At 62.8% G+C, this 13,227-nt stretch carries 14 protein-coding genes; all 14 read right to left on the bottom strand.

Features of this window, described 5'->3' with window-relative positions; translation table 11 throughout:
* Positions 1 to 172: 172 nt before the first annotated feature.
* The gene (locus tag ACR0BA_RS02380) at positions 173 to 742 is read right to left on the bottom strand and encodes a CvpA family protein (protein ID WP_093962256.1); all 570 of its coding nucleotides are present in this window, start codon (positions 740 to 742) and stop codon (positions 173 to 175) included.
* 40 nt (positions 743 to 782) lie between these two features.
* Positions 783 to 2,147: a DNA repair protein RadA gene (gene radA / locus ACR0BA_RS02385; protein ID WP_170390331.1), complete on the bottom strand. Its 1,365-nt coding sequence runs from the start codon at positions 2,145 to 2,147 to the stop codon at positions 783 to 785.
* A 133-nt stretch (positions 2,148 to 2,280) separates the two neighbouring features.
* Positions 2,281 to 3,063, bottom strand: coding sequence for a DNA repair protein (locus tag ACR0BA_RS02390; RefSeq protein ID WP_480726271.1), 783 nt, complete (start codon positions 3,061 to 3,063; stop codon positions 2,281 to 2,283).
* Positions 3,064 to 3,212: 149 nt separating this feature from the next.
* Positions 3,213 to 3,662, bottom strand: a complete 450-nt coding sequence (locus tag ACR0BA_RS02395; protein ID WP_222457184.1) for a paraquat-inducible protein A — start codon at positions 3,660 to 3,662, stop codon at positions 3,213 to 3,215.
* Entirely contained in the window at positions 3,656 to 4,309 is a 654-nt protein-coding gene (locus ACR0BA_RS02400) for a hypothetical protein (protein ID WP_480726273.1), read from the bottom strand. The genes ACR0BA_RS02395 and ACR0BA_RS02400 overlap by 7 nt, the downstream gene beginning before the upstream one ends.
* Before the next feature lie 15 nt (positions 4,310 to 4,324).
* The gene (locus tag ACR0BA_RS02405) at positions 4,325 to 5,071 is read right to left on the bottom strand and encodes an ABC transporter ATP-binding protein (RefSeq protein WP_170370572.1); all 747 of its coding nucleotides are present in this window, start codon (positions 5,069 to 5,071) and stop codon (positions 4,325 to 4,327) included.
* Positions 5,068 to 5,850, bottom strand: a complete 783-nt coding sequence (locus ACR0BA_RS02410) for an MlaE family ABC transporter permease (RefSeq protein ID WP_170338351.1) — start codon at positions 5,848 to 5,850, stop codon at positions 5,068 to 5,070. The genes ACR0BA_RS02405 and ACR0BA_RS02410 overlap by 4 nt, the downstream gene beginning before the upstream one ends.
* Complete coding sequence (gene alr, locus ACR0BA_RS02415; RefSeq protein ID WP_480726274.1) at positions 5,847 to 6,881, bottom strand: alanine racemase; 1,035 nt, start codon at positions 6,879 to 6,881, stop codon at positions 5,847 to 5,849. Before alr ends, ACR0BA_RS02410 begins: the two co-directional genes overlap by 4 nt.
* A 231-nt stretch (positions 6,882 to 7,112) precedes the next feature.
* A complete protein-coding gene (locus tag ACR0BA_RS02420; protein WP_170338856.1) occupies positions 7,113 to 8,603 on the bottom strand; it encodes a replicative DNA helicase in 1,491 nt (496 codons plus the stop codon).
* Positions 8,604 to 8,804: 201 nt separating this feature from the next.
* Positions 8,805 to 9,482: an orotate phosphoribosyltransferase gene (locus ACR0BA_RS02425; RefSeq protein WP_170390327.1), complete on the bottom strand. Its 678-nt coding sequence runs from the start codon at positions 9,480 to 9,482 to the stop codon at positions 8,805 to 8,807.
* Between the two features lie 146 nt (positions 9,483 to 9,628).
* Positions 9,629 to 10,810: an ammonium transporter gene (locus ACR0BA_RS02430; RefSeq protein ID WP_480726276.1), complete on the bottom strand. Its 1,182-nt coding sequence runs from the start codon at positions 10,808 to 10,810 to the stop codon at positions 9,629 to 9,631.
* Between the two features lie 180 nt (positions 10,811 to 10,990).
* Positions 10,991 to 11,467 carry a CinA family protein gene (locus tag ACR0BA_RS02435; protein WP_480726278.1) on the bottom strand — a complete coding sequence of 159 codons (477 nt, stop codon included), beginning with the start codon at positions 11,465 to 11,467 and terminating at the stop codon, positions 10,991 to 10,993.
* Complete coding sequence (locus ACR0BA_RS02440; protein WP_480726280.1) at positions 11,464 to 11,961, bottom strand: phosphatidylglycerophosphatase A family protein; 498 nt, start codon at positions 11,959 to 11,961, stop codon at positions 11,464 to 11,466. The genes ACR0BA_RS02435 and ACR0BA_RS02440 overlap by 4 nt, the downstream gene beginning before the upstream one ends.
* Positions 11,958 to 13,088: a bifunctional 2-C-methyl-D-erythritol 4-phosphate cytidylyltransferase/2-C-methyl-D-erythritol 2,4-cyclodiphosphate synthase gene (locus ACR0BA_RS02445; protein WP_480726281.1), complete on the bottom strand. Its 1,131-nt coding sequence runs from the start codon at positions 13,086 to 13,088 to the stop codon at positions 11,958 to 11,960. The genes ACR0BA_RS02440 and ACR0BA_RS02445 overlap by 4 nt, the downstream gene beginning before the upstream one ends.
* Positions 13,089 to 13,227 lie beyond the last annotated feature (139 nt).

Below are 13,227 nucleotides of genomic sequence, written 5' to 3' on the forward strand. Positions count from 1 at the left end.
CTGAAGGGTCGAGATCACTTGGGCAAGCCCCAGTTCAGCCGGTGCGACGGATGCTTTGGCCTGAAAACCAACCGCTGCTCGGTTTGTGGGGGCGAAGGGTTCGTCTGACCCTCTGACAAAAGAAAAGCCCGGCTGGCCGCCGGGCTGCTTCGTTTTGCTTGGCTGGTAGCTGTTACTGCCCCTGAGAATCCGCTGTGCAGGATGCAACAAGCTCTTCGTACTGGGTGGTCACCCAACCCAGGGCGGCCTCGGGGTTCTGCTCTTCGATCCTGTCGCTGAACTGCTCGAATACCTTGGCCGAGCGGCTTTCATCGACGATCGTGTAGGACTGGCCGGTCATCACGGTGTCGTAGACAAAGAAGGCGATGGCAACCAGCAGAATGCCGCGGGCGATGCCGAAGAAGAACCCCAGCGCCTGATCCAGCCCACCCAGCGCCGAGCGCTGTACCAGGGACGAGAACAACGGGGTGAAGATGCTGACCACGATCAGCGCAATGGCAAACACCGCGGCAAAGCCCGTAATCACCGACAATTCGCAGCTGTCACGCAAGAAGTCTCCGACCACCGGGATTTCCTTGACCAGCGGCACGGCTTGCGGTGCAAAGATGAAGGCCAGAACTGCGGCGGCGACCCAACCTGCAATGGCCATGACCTCGCGCATGAAGCCGCGCGAATAGGCCAGAATCCCCGACAGCACGATGATCAGGGCAACGAGCCCGTCAATTATTGTAAAACCTTCCATGGCCCTCGCCTGTTCTTTTTCTGCCCCTCGAGGCGCGACTTTAACCTGCTCCGAAGGTTTCGCCAACAAACCCAACTAAATCAGAGGGTCGGGTGAGTGTCAGACCTGCCACAGTACCGGTTTTGCCGCCTGCCGGAGCAATTGCTGCTGTGAAACCAAGTTTTTGCGCTTCTTTCAACCTGTTTTCGGTCTGCGGCGCTGGTCTAAGTGCCCCGGATAGCGAGATTTCTCCGAAAACCACGGTGTCGGCGGGCAGGGCGGTGTCCTCGCGCGCGCTCAGCAGGGCGGCAGCCACGGCAAGGTCGGCCGCGGGCTCGCTGATCTTCAGGCCCCCGGCCACGTTCAGATAGACGTCGAGCCCCGCAAAGGGGATGCCGCAGCGCGCTTCGAGCACGGCGAGGATCATCGCAAGCCGTCCGCTGTCCCAGCCGACGACCGTGCGGCGAGGTTGTGAATGGGGCGAGGGCGCGACCAGCGCCTGCAGTTCGACCAGAACCGGCCGGGTGCCCTCGATGCCTGCGAAAACGGCCGAGCCGGGGGTGGGTGTGCCGCGTTCCGACAGAAACAGGGCCGAGGGGTTGGTGACCTGTGCCAGACCCTTGCCCGTCATCTCGAACACGCCGATCTCGTCGGCGGGGCCAAAGCGGTTCTTGACCGCGCGCAGGATGCGGAACTGGTGGCCGCGCTCGCCCTCGAAATAGAGGACGGTATCGACCATGTGTTCGACCACGCGGGGGCCGGCGATCTGGCCTTCTTTGGTGACATGGCCGACCATGATGATGGACACGCCGTGGCGCTTGGCAAAGCTGGTCAGCTCGTGCGCGGCGGCGCGGACCTGACTGACTGATCCCGGTGCGCTGTCGACATTGTCCGCCCACATGGTCTGGATCGAGTCGATGATGGCAAGGCCGGGTTTCTCGGCCTCGAGCGTGGTGAGAATGTCGCGAAGGTTGGTCTCGGCCGCCAGTTGAACCGGCGCGTCCTCGAGCCCCAGACGGCGCGCGCGCATGCGAACCTGGGCGCTGGCTTCCTCGCCCGAGACATAGATGGTTTTCAGGCCCGACCGGGCAAAGCGCGCGGCGGCCTGCAACAGCAGGGTGGATTTGCCGATGCCCGGATCGCCGCCCACCAGCAGGGCCGAGGCAGGGACCAGCCCGCCGCCCAGGACACGGTCCAGTTCTTCGACACCGCAGACTGTGCGGGGCGGCGGGGCCTCCTCGGTGGAGAGGTCCGTCAGGGTGACGGCCTGGCCGCGTTTGCCGCCCAGCGATTTCTTGGCCGGGCCTGCCGACAATGGGGCCTCTTGAACTATGGTGTTCCACTCGCCACAGCCGTCGCAGCGGCCGGACCAGCGGGAATGCGAGGCGCCACAGGCCGAGCAGGTGAAAGTCGTCGTCTTTGCCATGGCGCAATTCGTGCCCGAGCTTGCGCGGCTCTTCAAGCCCTTCCGGTGTTCAATCCGGACTGACGGGCCGCGGCGTCAGGCCCGGGAGGGCCATCCTTCGCGGCGGGTGCTGCCGCATCTGGTGAGTGAGTGGCTATTCGGCGGCGCGGGGCGGGGGCATGGCGATGACGCTCGATGCGGTCGGGTCGCTGTCGTCCGGCGGTGTCTGCAACTGGGCTGACAGCTCGGGCAAAAGCTCGAACAATTCCTCGCGCAGGCGGGCCAGTTGCGCCTTGGCGATGGACTCCTCGATCTCGATGTCGCGGGTCCATTGGCGCAATTCATGCTGTATGGTCTGGGCGTCTTCGATCCTTTGCTGGAACAGTTCGACCTCTTCCTGCCGCTGTTGCAGGAACGCCCGCGCTCGGGCGACTTTGGCCGCGCCGTAGGTTTCGGCCAGTTCGTGGCTGACCTGGCTCATCTGCGCGGCCAGTTCAAGGATCTCGGGCTCCAGCGATTGCAGGTCGGGGTGATCGCGCAGGAAGGCCATGCGCTCCTTGACCGCGTCAAATTCCGAGGCCAGCGCGAACACGCCGCTGCGGTCAGCCGCATGGGCGATCTGGTAGGCATCGACCACGTCCTGCATTTGCAGCGAGAACTTCCGATGCGCGTTTTCCAACGCCATCATGCGCGCGCTGGAGGGCAGGTAGAAGGCGAGCATCAGAACCAGAGCGGTCAGGCCGATCTGGATGTAGACGCCGGCGTTCGGAATGTCCTGACTGCCCAATCCAGCCTGCATCGTCAGCCAAGGCCAGACATTCACGGCGGCAAGCAGGGTGGCGGATACGGCAAACAGAGCGGCGGCGCAGATCAGGAAAAAAGTCAGTCGCAGGAATACGTTCTGGAAATGAATTGAAATCGAATGGAGGGCGGCCATGGCAGTCCTACTCCTTTGGAAACCGGCAAAACCGGGCCCGGGCGGAGTATCCATCAAACGTGCAAGACGGTCCGCGTCGGACCCTGAAACAAAAATGACTTGGCTGCTCGAATACTGGCCATCATAGCCAGAAATGCGTTTTCAATCAATCAGGTCCGGAGGTTTCGTGAACCAAGTTTCACTTCGGTAACGTATCCCAGCGCGATCGACGCAAGGATGCAGCCGGTGAAAAGGTACAGGCCCCACGCTGTTTCGATCGTTGCGTATGAGATGCCCTTGGCCAACGTGATGTAGAGCGCGATGAGGAAGATATCGGCCATGGCGAGCTTGCCCATGATGTTCAGCGCGGGTTGGACACGCGGGTCCAGCAGGTCCCATTGGACCAGCGCGGTGCCGATGGTTTTGATGTACGGGGCGAACAGGGCAAAGACGGTGACGACCAGCGCGAGGAAGATGTCGGATTTCCACAAGGACTGGAGGCCGGTGATGACGCTGATCTCGCTGAGGCCGAAGATCGGCAGCAGGCCCGCGCGCATCAGCGGGGCGAACCACGCGATGGGGTAGAGGATCAGCAGCGAGAGGGTAGCGACTTTTAGGATTCTGCTTCTCCGGATTTATCTTCAATTTGCTTTGGAGGCGCTGGAAGGCCAAGTGGCTCGTCTGTCTCGCCTTCTGCGATTGTGAAGATTTTTTTGAACAGATCTACAACGGGGTTCAGGTTCTTCGCGCTCTGACCAGCTACCGCGGTGACTTCGGTCACCCCTGCAAGCATTACGTCCAAATCGCTAATCTTTTTGTTTATTTCTGCTTGAAGCTTTTCAAGTCGGTTCAAAAGTCTGCGCTTGTGTTTTTCTTCAAAAGCATCAGAGGAGCGTATTTTTTGCCGAGCCTCATTAATATGTTCCTCGATTTCTTCAACCTGATCTTTCGATAACCTGACCAAATGGTTCTCATGCTCAATAGCAATGCTAGTTGCACCTTTTCTTAACCGAAACGCTAGTTCCATGCGTTGAATTTGGTTCAAAACTATATTGCAAGCTCTCTCTAGGTCTTCAGCATGAGAGGGGTCCAGGGTCTGGACCGGTTGTCCGCATAACTTGGCCAGTTGCACAATCTGCCCATAATATTCGAACAAGTCTCCTGCGATTGCTTGCGCGTATTCGTAGTTGTTTGTGGGGGATAAATCGCCATCGTTGAGCTGTTTGACGTCTTTGATGGCAATTTCTAGTTGCTCAAACGGGTCCATCGCTTCTCCAGTAAACTATCGCACCGCCTCAATCGGCCCTTCCGCACTCCCACTGATGAACTGCTCGACATAGGGATCACCCGAGGAATCCATCTGGCTGACGGGCCCGGTCCACTGGATCACCCCGTCATGCAGCATCGCCACGTTGTCGGCAATCGCACGGACCGAGCTCATGTCGTGGGTAATGGTCATCGCGGTGGCGCCCATTTCGGTCACGATTTCGCGGATCAGGTCGTTGATGACGCCCGACATGATCGGGTCCAGCCCCGTGGTGGGTTCGTCGAAAAAGATGATTTCGGGCTCGGCGGCGATGGCGCGGGCCAGACCTACACGTTTCTGCATGCCGCCCGACAGTTCGGACGGGTAGAGATCTGCCACCTTGGCGCGCAGGCCCACGCGGCGCAGTTTTTCTATCGCGATTTCACGTGCCTCGTCCGTCGGTCGTTTCAACGAGCCGCGCAGCAGGCGGAAGGCCACGTTCTGCCAGACGGGCAACGAGTCAAACAGGGCCGCGCCTTGAAACAGCATCCCGAACCTGGCCAGAAAGGCGTCTCGGTCACCGGTCTGGGCGTCCTGCCCATCGACAAAAATCTTGCCGCTGTCGGGTTTGATCAGACCAAGGATGCATTTCAGCGCCACGGATTTTCCGGTGCCCGAGCCACCGATGATCACCATGGACGTGCCTTTGGCAATCTCGAGGTTCATGCCCCTGAGCACTTGGTTGTCGCCGAAGGCCTTGTGTACGTTCTCCATCCGGATCATAGCGAGAAGAACACCCCCGTGAGAACGAAGTTGGCGGCAAGGATCAGGACAGCGGCGGCCTCGACCGAGCCCTTGGTTGCGCGGCCCACGCCTTGCGCGCCGCGTCCCGAATGCATGCCAAAATAGCAGCCCATGATCGCTGCGATCATGCCGAACGCCGCCCCTTTGACCAGCGAGGACAGGATGTCGAGCGGCTCGAGGAAATCGACCGTGTTTTTCAGGTAGGCCGCCGGGTTGAAGCCGAGGTTCTGCGTCGCCACGGCGTATCCGCCTGCGATGCCGATGATGTCGCCCACGGCAACCAGAACAGGCACGGTGATCAATGCGGCCAGAACGCGTGGGGCCGCCAGGTATTTCATCGGGTGGGTCGACAGGGTGACCAGGGCGTCGATCTGCTCGGTCACCTTCATTGTGGCGATCTCGGCGGCGATCGACGAGGTGACGCGCGCGGCAATCATCAGGCCGACCATGACAGGGCCCAACTCGCGGACCATACCGATGGCGACGATCTGGGGCACTACGGCCTCGGCGTTGAAACGCGCGCCGCCGGCGTAGATCTGAAGCGCCAGCGCGCCGCCGGTGAAAATGGTCGTCAGGCCGACGACCGGCAGCGACAGCCAGCCGATGTTCAGCAGGGCCATGCCCAGTTCACGCGGGTAGAACGGCGGGCGAAAGATGTGTGACAGAGCATCCAATGCAAACAGCGCCACGCGGCCGAACGCCGCCAGCAGGTTCAGGACCGCGCGGCCCAGTTCGCCAAGCCATGCGAGTGGATTCATTCGACATAGCCCCGCGAATAGCGGCTGCCGAGTGAGGTCAGGATCTCGTACCCGATGGTGCCCGCGGCCTCGGCTAGGTCGTCCACCGTCTGATGGCCGTTCAGAATGCGCAGACGTTCGGGCGTGTGCGGCAGGTCGGTCACGTCGACGGTGATCAGATCCATCGAGATTCGTCCGACGACGGGGCAGGGCAGGTCGCCGGCAAACGTGTCGATGCCGCCACCGATGGCGCGGTGCAGCCCGTCGGCATAGCCCGCGGCCACGGTTGCGATCCGCGAGGGGCGCCGGGCTTTCCACGTGTTGCCGTAGCCGACGGTTTCTCCGACCGCCAGGTCGCGCACCTGTATCACCGGCAGATCGACGGTGACCACAGGTTTGGCGCCCGCAAAGGGCAAGCCGCCATACAGGCCGATGCCGGGCCGACAGAAATCAAAGTGGAATTCCGGCCCCAGCAGAAGGCCACCGGTGGCCGCCAACGAACGCGGAGCCGATTCGCCATCGGTCATCTCGCGGAAGGTTTTCAGCTGTTGCCGGTTCATGGGATGGTCCGGTTCGTCCGAACAGGCCAAGTGCGACATGACCACGACAGGGTTCAGCGCCTCGGCCCGGCTGCGCAGAGCGGCCCAGTCGGAAGGCTCCAGCCCGAGGCGGTTCATGCCACTGTCCAACTGAATCCCGAACGGATGGACCGGTAGCGCCTGCAGGTGGCGTTGGAATTGCTCGGGCGAGTTGATCAGCGGCACAAGGTCGTGATCGCGCAACAGGTCGGCGTCGCCCTCCATATGGCCTGAAAAGACGCAGATCAGGGGGCCGGGGCCAATCGCTTGGCGGACGGCGGCTCCTTCCTCGGCAACGGCGACAAAGAACTTGCGGACGCCTTCTTCGGCCAGCGTGTTGGCCACAGGTCCGGCGCCCAGACCATAGGCGTCGGCCTTGACCACGGCTCCGGTCTCGACATCGGTTTTTGCGTCCAGCGCCCGCCAGTTACTGGCCAGCGCATGAAGGTTGATCGTCAAACGTGCAGTACTCATGACCCGTTCATGACATTGCGCCGCACGAGGTCAAGGGGGAATGCGCTGCAAACGCGCGTAAAGTCCTTGCCATGGGCGGCTTGTAGCCGGGTTGCGCAGGTCCGGGCGGGCTTGAACGCGGGCAAGACAGCCTGCCAGCATTGTCCGCCTATCCGGGCCAAAACCGTTGGCTGATCCAGATCGTTCATCCGGCGCATTGGGCCGCGGCACATGGATTCGGGCCTGATGGGCTTAGTAGCCTTCGATCTGGCCACCCTGCTGCCAGGGTTTGACAAGGTTGCCAAATCGGGTGAACTGCGCCTCGAAGGACAGCTCGACCGTGCCGATGGGGCCGTGGCGCTGCTTGCCGACGATGACTTCGGCCTTGCCGTGCAGGCGCTCCATCGCCTGCTTCCACTCTTCCATCTTCTCCAGCTCGTGATCGCCGGGCTTTTCGCGCTCTTTGTAGTATTCCTCGCGGAACACGAACATCACCACGTCGGCGTCCTGCTCGATCGAGCCGGATTCGCGCAGGTCGGACAGCTGCGGGCGCTTATCGTCGCGGTTTTCCACCTGACGCGACAACTGCGACAGGGCGATGACGGGAATATTCAGCTCTTTCGCGATGGCCTTCATGCCCATCGAGATCTCGGCGATCTCGTTCACGCGGTTGTCGGACATGCCGCGGCACAGCTGCAGATAGTCGATGACCAGCAGGTCCAGCCCATGCGTCCGCTTGAGCCGCCGCGCCCGGGCCGCCAATTGTGAGATCGGTAGAGCCGGTGTGTCGTCGATGTAAAGCGGACAGGCTTCCAGCGCTTTGGCCGCATCGACGAAACGGCGGAACTCGTCCTCGGTCATGTCGCCTTGACGGATCTTGTGGCTGGAAATTTCGGACGCCTCGGCCAGAACCCGTCCGGCCAGCTGCTCGGCGCTCATTTCCAGCGAGAAGAATCCGACGACGCCGCCGTCCACCGCACCCTCGGTGCCATCGGCGCGCTGACCCCGCTTATAGGCTTTGGCCACGTTGAACGCGATGTTGGTCGCCAGCGAGGTCTTACCCATCGACGGACGCCCGGCAAGGATGATCAGGTCCGACGGGTGCAACCCGCCCAGCTGTTTGTCCAGATCGACCAGCCCGGTCGAAATCCCGGCCATGCCGCCGCCGCGCTGATAGGCCTCGTTGGTGACATTCACCGCCTCGGTCACGGCCTTGAGGAAGGATTTGAACCCCTGTTCGGTCTGGCCCTGTTCGGACAGCTTGTAGAGCTTTTGCTCGGCCTCGACGATCTGTTCCTTGGGCTCACTGGCCACTTCGACCCGCGCGGCCTTGTCCGAGATGTCGCGACCAAGCCGGATCAGTTCGCGCCGGATCGCCAGATCATAGATCATCTGGGCATAGTCATGCACGGCGAAGGCGCTGATCGAGGCCCCGGCCAGCTTGACCAGATAGGCCGGGCCGCCGAGTTCCTTCAAACCCTCGTCCTCGGCCATGAAGGATTTCAGCGTCACCGGCGATGCCAGCGCGTTCTTGGCGATGCGCGCGGCGGCGACCTCATAGATGCGGGCATGGACCGGGTCATAGAAATGCTCGGGCCCGATGATCGAGGCGACCCGGTCATACAGGTCGTTGTTGGTCAGGATCGCGCCCAGAAGCTGCTGTTCGGCCTCGATGGAATGCGGCATGGTCTCGGCGTTCTGAATCTGCGCCGCTGCCTGCTCGATACTGCTGATCTCGTTCATTGCTGCTCTCGCTGTCCCCATGGGACAAAGGTCATATCGCGGCCCCGTGAGTCGGGGCAAATTGTATGTTTTCTGGGGATATGCTGTGCATATCTTCCGCTCCTGCATCTTGCCGCAGGGATCGGTCATTCGTCAACATCTTGTGGATAGGTAGCAAGGCTGACGGCCAGTGTTTCCTGGCCGGCAACAATGGCTCGACAGTCAGCTCTTGTTGGCGTCCTGCCAGCCGCGCGGGTCGTTCAGGAAGGCCTCGACCCCGTCCAGCGTTTCGGCGTCGAACGTGCCCTGTGCCTTGGCCTCGGCCAGAACGTCCCACCAGGTGCACAGGTGGTGCAGTTGCACGCCATGATCGCCCAGCGTCTTTTCGGTTTCGGGGAAGATGCCATAATAGAAGATCACCGCCGTATGCCCACAGGTGGCGCCCGTTTCGCGGATCGCGTCCACGAAGGACAGTTTTGAGCCGCCGTCGGTGGTCAGGTCCTCGACCAGCAGCACGCGCTGGCCTTCGGTCATGGCCCCTTCGATCCGGGCGTTGCGGCCATAGCCCTTGGGCTTCTTGCGCACATAGGTCATCGGCAGGGCCATGCGCTCGGCCACCATCGCGGCGAAGGGGATGCCCGCGGTTTCACCGCCGGCGATGTTGTCGAAGGCTTCGAACCCGGCATTCCGCATGACGGTGACCGTCAGGAAGTCCATAAGGGTCGACCGGATGCGCGGGTACGAGATCAGCTTGCGGCAGTCGATATAGGTGGGGCTGGGCAGGCCACTGGCCAGTGTGAACGGCTCGCGCGCGTTGAAATGCACCGCCTTGATCTCCAGCAGCATCCGCGCGGTCAGGCGGGCGATTTCCGTGCTGTCGGGAAAGGAACTGGGGATCATGGCGGGACCTCGGTGCTGAAATGACGTTGCGGGCTGATAGCCTGCCGACCGGCCCGATGTCGAGAGGGGTTGGCGCAAAAGAAAAGCGGACCTCCCAAGAGGTCCGCTTGATGCCCGGATGGGCAGTCGAGTCAGCCAAGGTGGGCTTAGCTGCTCATGTCATAGGCCCGTTCGCCGTGGACCGACAGGTCGAGCCCGTTCGTTTCGGTCTCGGCGTCTACGCGAAGCGGGGTGACAAGCGCAACCACCTTGATCAGCACAAATGTGACAACTGACGTAAAGACACCCACGATCACCAGCCCGCCCAGCTGCGCGGTCCAGGCGCCCAGGCCGAAGACGGCGATCATGATGGTGCCGAAAATGCCGCCCACGCCATGCACGGCGAACACGTCCAGCGTATCGTCGATGTTCAACACGTTGCGGACCACGTTTACCGCCTCCTGGCACAGGATGCCGGCGACCGCGCCGATGATCAGCGCCTGAACCGGATCGACATAGCCCGAGGCCGGAGTGATCGAGGCCAGACCCGCGATAGTCCCGGTGACCAGACCGACCAGCGAGGCCTTGCCGTATTTGATGCGCTCCCACAGCGCCCAGCTGAGCGATGCGGTGGCGGCCGAGATATGCGTGACCGTCAGCGCCATGGCCGCGCCGCCATCCGCGGCCAGCTGCGAGCCGCCGTTGAAGCCGAACCAGCCGACCCACAGCATCGCGGCCCCGATCATGACGTATCCGGGGTTGTGCGGCGGGGTTGTGCGGTTCCTGCGCGGCCCCAGGACCCACGCGATGATCAGAGCGGCCAGACCGGCGGTTTCGTGCACCACGATGCCACCGGCAAAGTCGCGCACGCCGATTTCACCCAGAATGCCGCCATCGGTCAGGATGCCGCCCCCCCAGATCCAATGCACCACCGGCGCGTAGCACATCAGCATCCAAAGGCCCGAGAAGACCAGCACGAAGCCAAAGCCCACGCGCTCCACATAGGCGCCGACGATCAGGGCCGGAGTGATGATGGCAAAGGTCATCTGGAAGGCAAAGAACAGCACCTCGGGCAGGGTGCCCGACAGGCTGTCGGCATCGACGCCGTTCAGAAACGCCTTTCCCAGCCCGCCCCACAGCCCTGAACCGCCGTCACCGAAGGCGATTGAATACCCGGCGACCAGCCACAGGATGCTCATCAGACAGGCGATCGCGAAGCAGTGCATGAAAACGCTCAGCACGTTGCGGGCGCGCACCAGTCCGCCATAGAACAGGGCCAGGCCCGGCAAAGTCATGAACAGGACCAGCGCCGTCGCGACGATGATCCAGGCGGTATCGGCTCCGTTCATTGGGCCGTTCTCCTCTTTCCTGAAGCTGCGCCAAGGGGCGCGGTGTGAGTGACGTGCCGTGGGTTCAACCGAACGGGCGCCGAGGAAAAAAGAGGCAGGGTGCGAAAAAGGTGCCTGTTTTGGCGTCCTTTTTCCAAGTGGTGACAAAAAGTGCGCCTTATCCGGGCAAGTGCTAAAAATTTAGGCTAGTTCGGAAAGGCCGTTTTCCAGCAGTTTCAGCGCATGATCCCGCGCCGCGCGTCGGACATTGGCGCGGCCCACGGCGCCGAACTCGACGGTTTCGGTCAGGGTGGGGCGGCCTGTGACTGCAAGGCCGAAACAGACCCGGCCCTCGGGCTTGAACTCGGACCCGCCGGGCCCCGCGATGCCGGTGATCGAGACCGCAAGCTGCGCTTGGGAATGCGCCAGCGCACCCTCGGCCATCTCGCGGGCGACCTCTTCAGAAACGGCACCATGGGCCTCCAGCGTCTCGGCACGCACGCCCAGCATGTCCTGCTTGGCGGCGTTGGTATAGGTGACGAAGCCTCGGTCAACCACGGCCGAGCTGCCGGGTATGTCGGTCAGCGCGGCGGCGACCATGCCGCCCGTGCAACTTTCTGCTGTGGCGATCATGACGTTCAGCGCCTTGGCGCGGTCGAGCAGTTCGGCGACGGTCATAAGCCCAGTACTCCATGTGAGATCCCGGCCAGGATCAGAACGCCCACGGCCGCGAACACGCCCGCGATCACGTCATCGAGCATCACGCCCAAGGGGTCGCCACGACGGTCGGCCCAGCCGACGGGGCCTGGCTTGGTGATGTCGAACAAGCGGAACAGCAAAAACCCGGCGATCCAGCCCGGCCACAGGGCGGTGACCGCGATGTCATGCGCCCAGGCCGGATAAGACACGGCCCAGATAGCGATGAATTGGCCCGCGACCTCGTCGATGACGATCTCTGAAGGGTCGTGATCGTCCTGCCCGGCAGTCATGACGCCCGTGGCCCACGTGCCGGCCGCAAAAACGGCGACGGTTGCGACGGCCAGCAGCGGGAAGCCGCCCAGCACGTGCAGCGCCAAGGCCAGCGGCAGTGCGGCCAGCGAGCCCCAAGTACCGGGGGCAGGGCGCAGGTACCCGACCCCGCCCACGGTTCCGATCAGGCGCGCCAGGGTCATGTCTTCACCAGACAGGCGGTCGCGATAGCGGCGATGCCTTCCTTGCGCCCGGTAAAGCCCAGACGCTCGGACGTGGTAGCCTTGATCGACACGCGGTCGGCGTCCAGCCCCATGATTTCGCTTATTTTCTGCCGCATCGCCGCAGCGTGCGGGCCGATCTTGGGGTATTCGCAGACCAGCGTGCAGTCGACGTTCGAGATGCGAAAGCCCATGCGCGCGGCCAGATCCACCGCATGGTGCAGAAAGATCTCGCTGGCGGCGCCTTTCCATTGCGGGTCGGAAGGGGGGAAGTGCTGGCCGATATCGCCCTGCGCCAGCGCGCCATAGATCGCGTCGGTGACGGCGTGCATGCCCACATCCGCGTCGGAATGGCCCTGCAGCCCCCGCTCATGCGGGACCTCGACGCCGCACAGGATCACGTGATCGCCCGGCCCGAACCGGTGCACATCATATCCGTTGCCCAGCCTTACATCCATGTCTGACCTCAATATGCGTTCGGCCCGGGTAAAATCCTCGGGCCGTGTGATTTTCAGATTGTCCGCGTCGCCCGGCACGATGGCCACGTCGATCCCGGCGGCGCGGGCAACCTCGACATCATCGGCGGCCCCGCCGGGATGCGCCGCATGCGCGGACACGATGGCGTCATAGCGGAACCCCTGCGGCGTCTGCGCGGCAAACAGGCCCGCGCGATCTCGGGTGCCGGTTACCTGGTCGTTCTCTCCGGTCCACAGCGCATCGGTGACGGGCAGCCCCGGCGCCGCGGCGGCGTGGGTGTCGAGGGCCGCCAGCACGTCACCAATGACCCGCGCGCTGACACAGGGCCGAGCTACGTCATGAATCAGAACCTTGCTGACGCCGCGATCGGCCAGCGCCTGCAGCCCGTTGCGCACGGATTCGGCCCGGTCTGCGCCGCCGGGCGCAAGAATCAGGCCGCTGTCGGCGAAGTCCGCCCAAGCCTCGGGGTCATCGGGGGACAGGACCAGCACGACCAGTGGCACCTGCGCCCTGATCCGCTCGATCGTCCAGTCGGCCACACGCCGCTCGGCCAAGGGGCGCCACTGCTTGGGCTGGCCCCCTCCGGCGCGCAGGCCGCGCCCGGCGGCGACGATGATTGCGGCGGTTGTCATGTCTGAATTTCCGACCTTCGTTTGGCTTCCGTGTTTAGGCGGCGGTGAAAGCAGAGGCAATCACTCGCGGTAAGTCGATTAAAAATTAGGCACATGATGATTTTGCGGGCTTGTTGGTCGCGGATTTGTTGTTCATATG

It is taken from the genome of Ruegeria sp. CI5, assembly GCF_056536885.1.

What these genes read in the sequence shown, in the direction of transcription:
- ACR0BA_RS02380 (WP_093962256.1), bottom strand. Translation starts at nt 742, where the DNA reads ATGGAAGGTTTTACAATAATTGACGGGCTCGTTGCCCTGATCATCGTG.
- ACR0BA_RS02400 (WP_480726273.1), bottom strand. Translation starts at nt 4,309, where the DNA reads ATGGACCCGTTTGAGCAACTAGAAATTGCCATCAAAGACGTCAAACAG.
- alr (WP_480726274.1), bottom strand. Translation starts at nt 6,881, where the DNA reads ATGAGTACTGCACGTTTGACGATCAACCTTCATGCGCTGGCCAGTAAC.
- ACR0BA_RS02410 (WP_170338351.1), bottom strand. Translation starts at nt 5,850, where the DNA reads ATGAATCCACTCGCATGGCTTGGCGAACTGGGCCGCGCGGTCCTGAAC.
- ACR0BA_RS02435 (WP_480726278.1), bottom strand. Translation starts at nt 11,467, where the DNA reads ATGACCGTCGCCGAACTGCTCGACCGCGCCAAGGCGCTGAACGTCATG.
- ACR0BA_RS02405 (WP_170370572.1), bottom strand. Translation starts at nt 5,071, where the DNA reads ATGATCCGGATGGAGAACGTACACAAGGCCTTCGGCGACAACCAAGTG.
- ACR0BA_RS02440 (WP_480726280.1), bottom strand. Translation starts at nt 11,961, where the DNA reads ATGACCCTGGCGCGCCTGATCGGAACCGTGGGCGGGGTCGGGTACCTG.
- ACR0BA_RS02420 (WP_170338856.1), bottom strand. Translation starts at nt 8,603, where the DNA reads ATGAACGAGATCAGCAGTATCGAGCAGGCAGCGGCGCAGATTCAGAAC.
- ACR0BA_RS02425 (WP_170390327.1), bottom strand. Translation starts at nt 9,482, where the DNA reads ATGATCCCCAGTTCCTTTCCCGACAGCACGGAAATCGCCCGCCTGACC.
- ACR0BA_RS02390 (WP_480726271.1), bottom strand. Translation starts at nt 3,063, where the DNA reads ATGGCCGCCCTCCATTCGATTTCAATTCATTTCCAGAACGTATTCCTG.
- ACR0BA_RS02430 (WP_480726276.1), bottom strand. Translation starts at nt 10,810, where the DNA reads ATGAACGGAGCCGATACCGCCTGGATCATCGTCGCGACGGCGCTGGTC.
- ACR0BA_RS02445 (WP_480726281.1), bottom strand. Translation starts at nt 13,088, where the DNA reads ATGACAACCGCCGCAATCATCGTCGCCGCCGGGCGCGGCCTGCGCGCC.
- radA (WP_170390331.1), bottom strand. Translation starts at nt 2,147, where the DNA reads ATGGCAAAGACGACGACTTTCACCTGCTCGGCCTGTGGCGCCTCGCAT.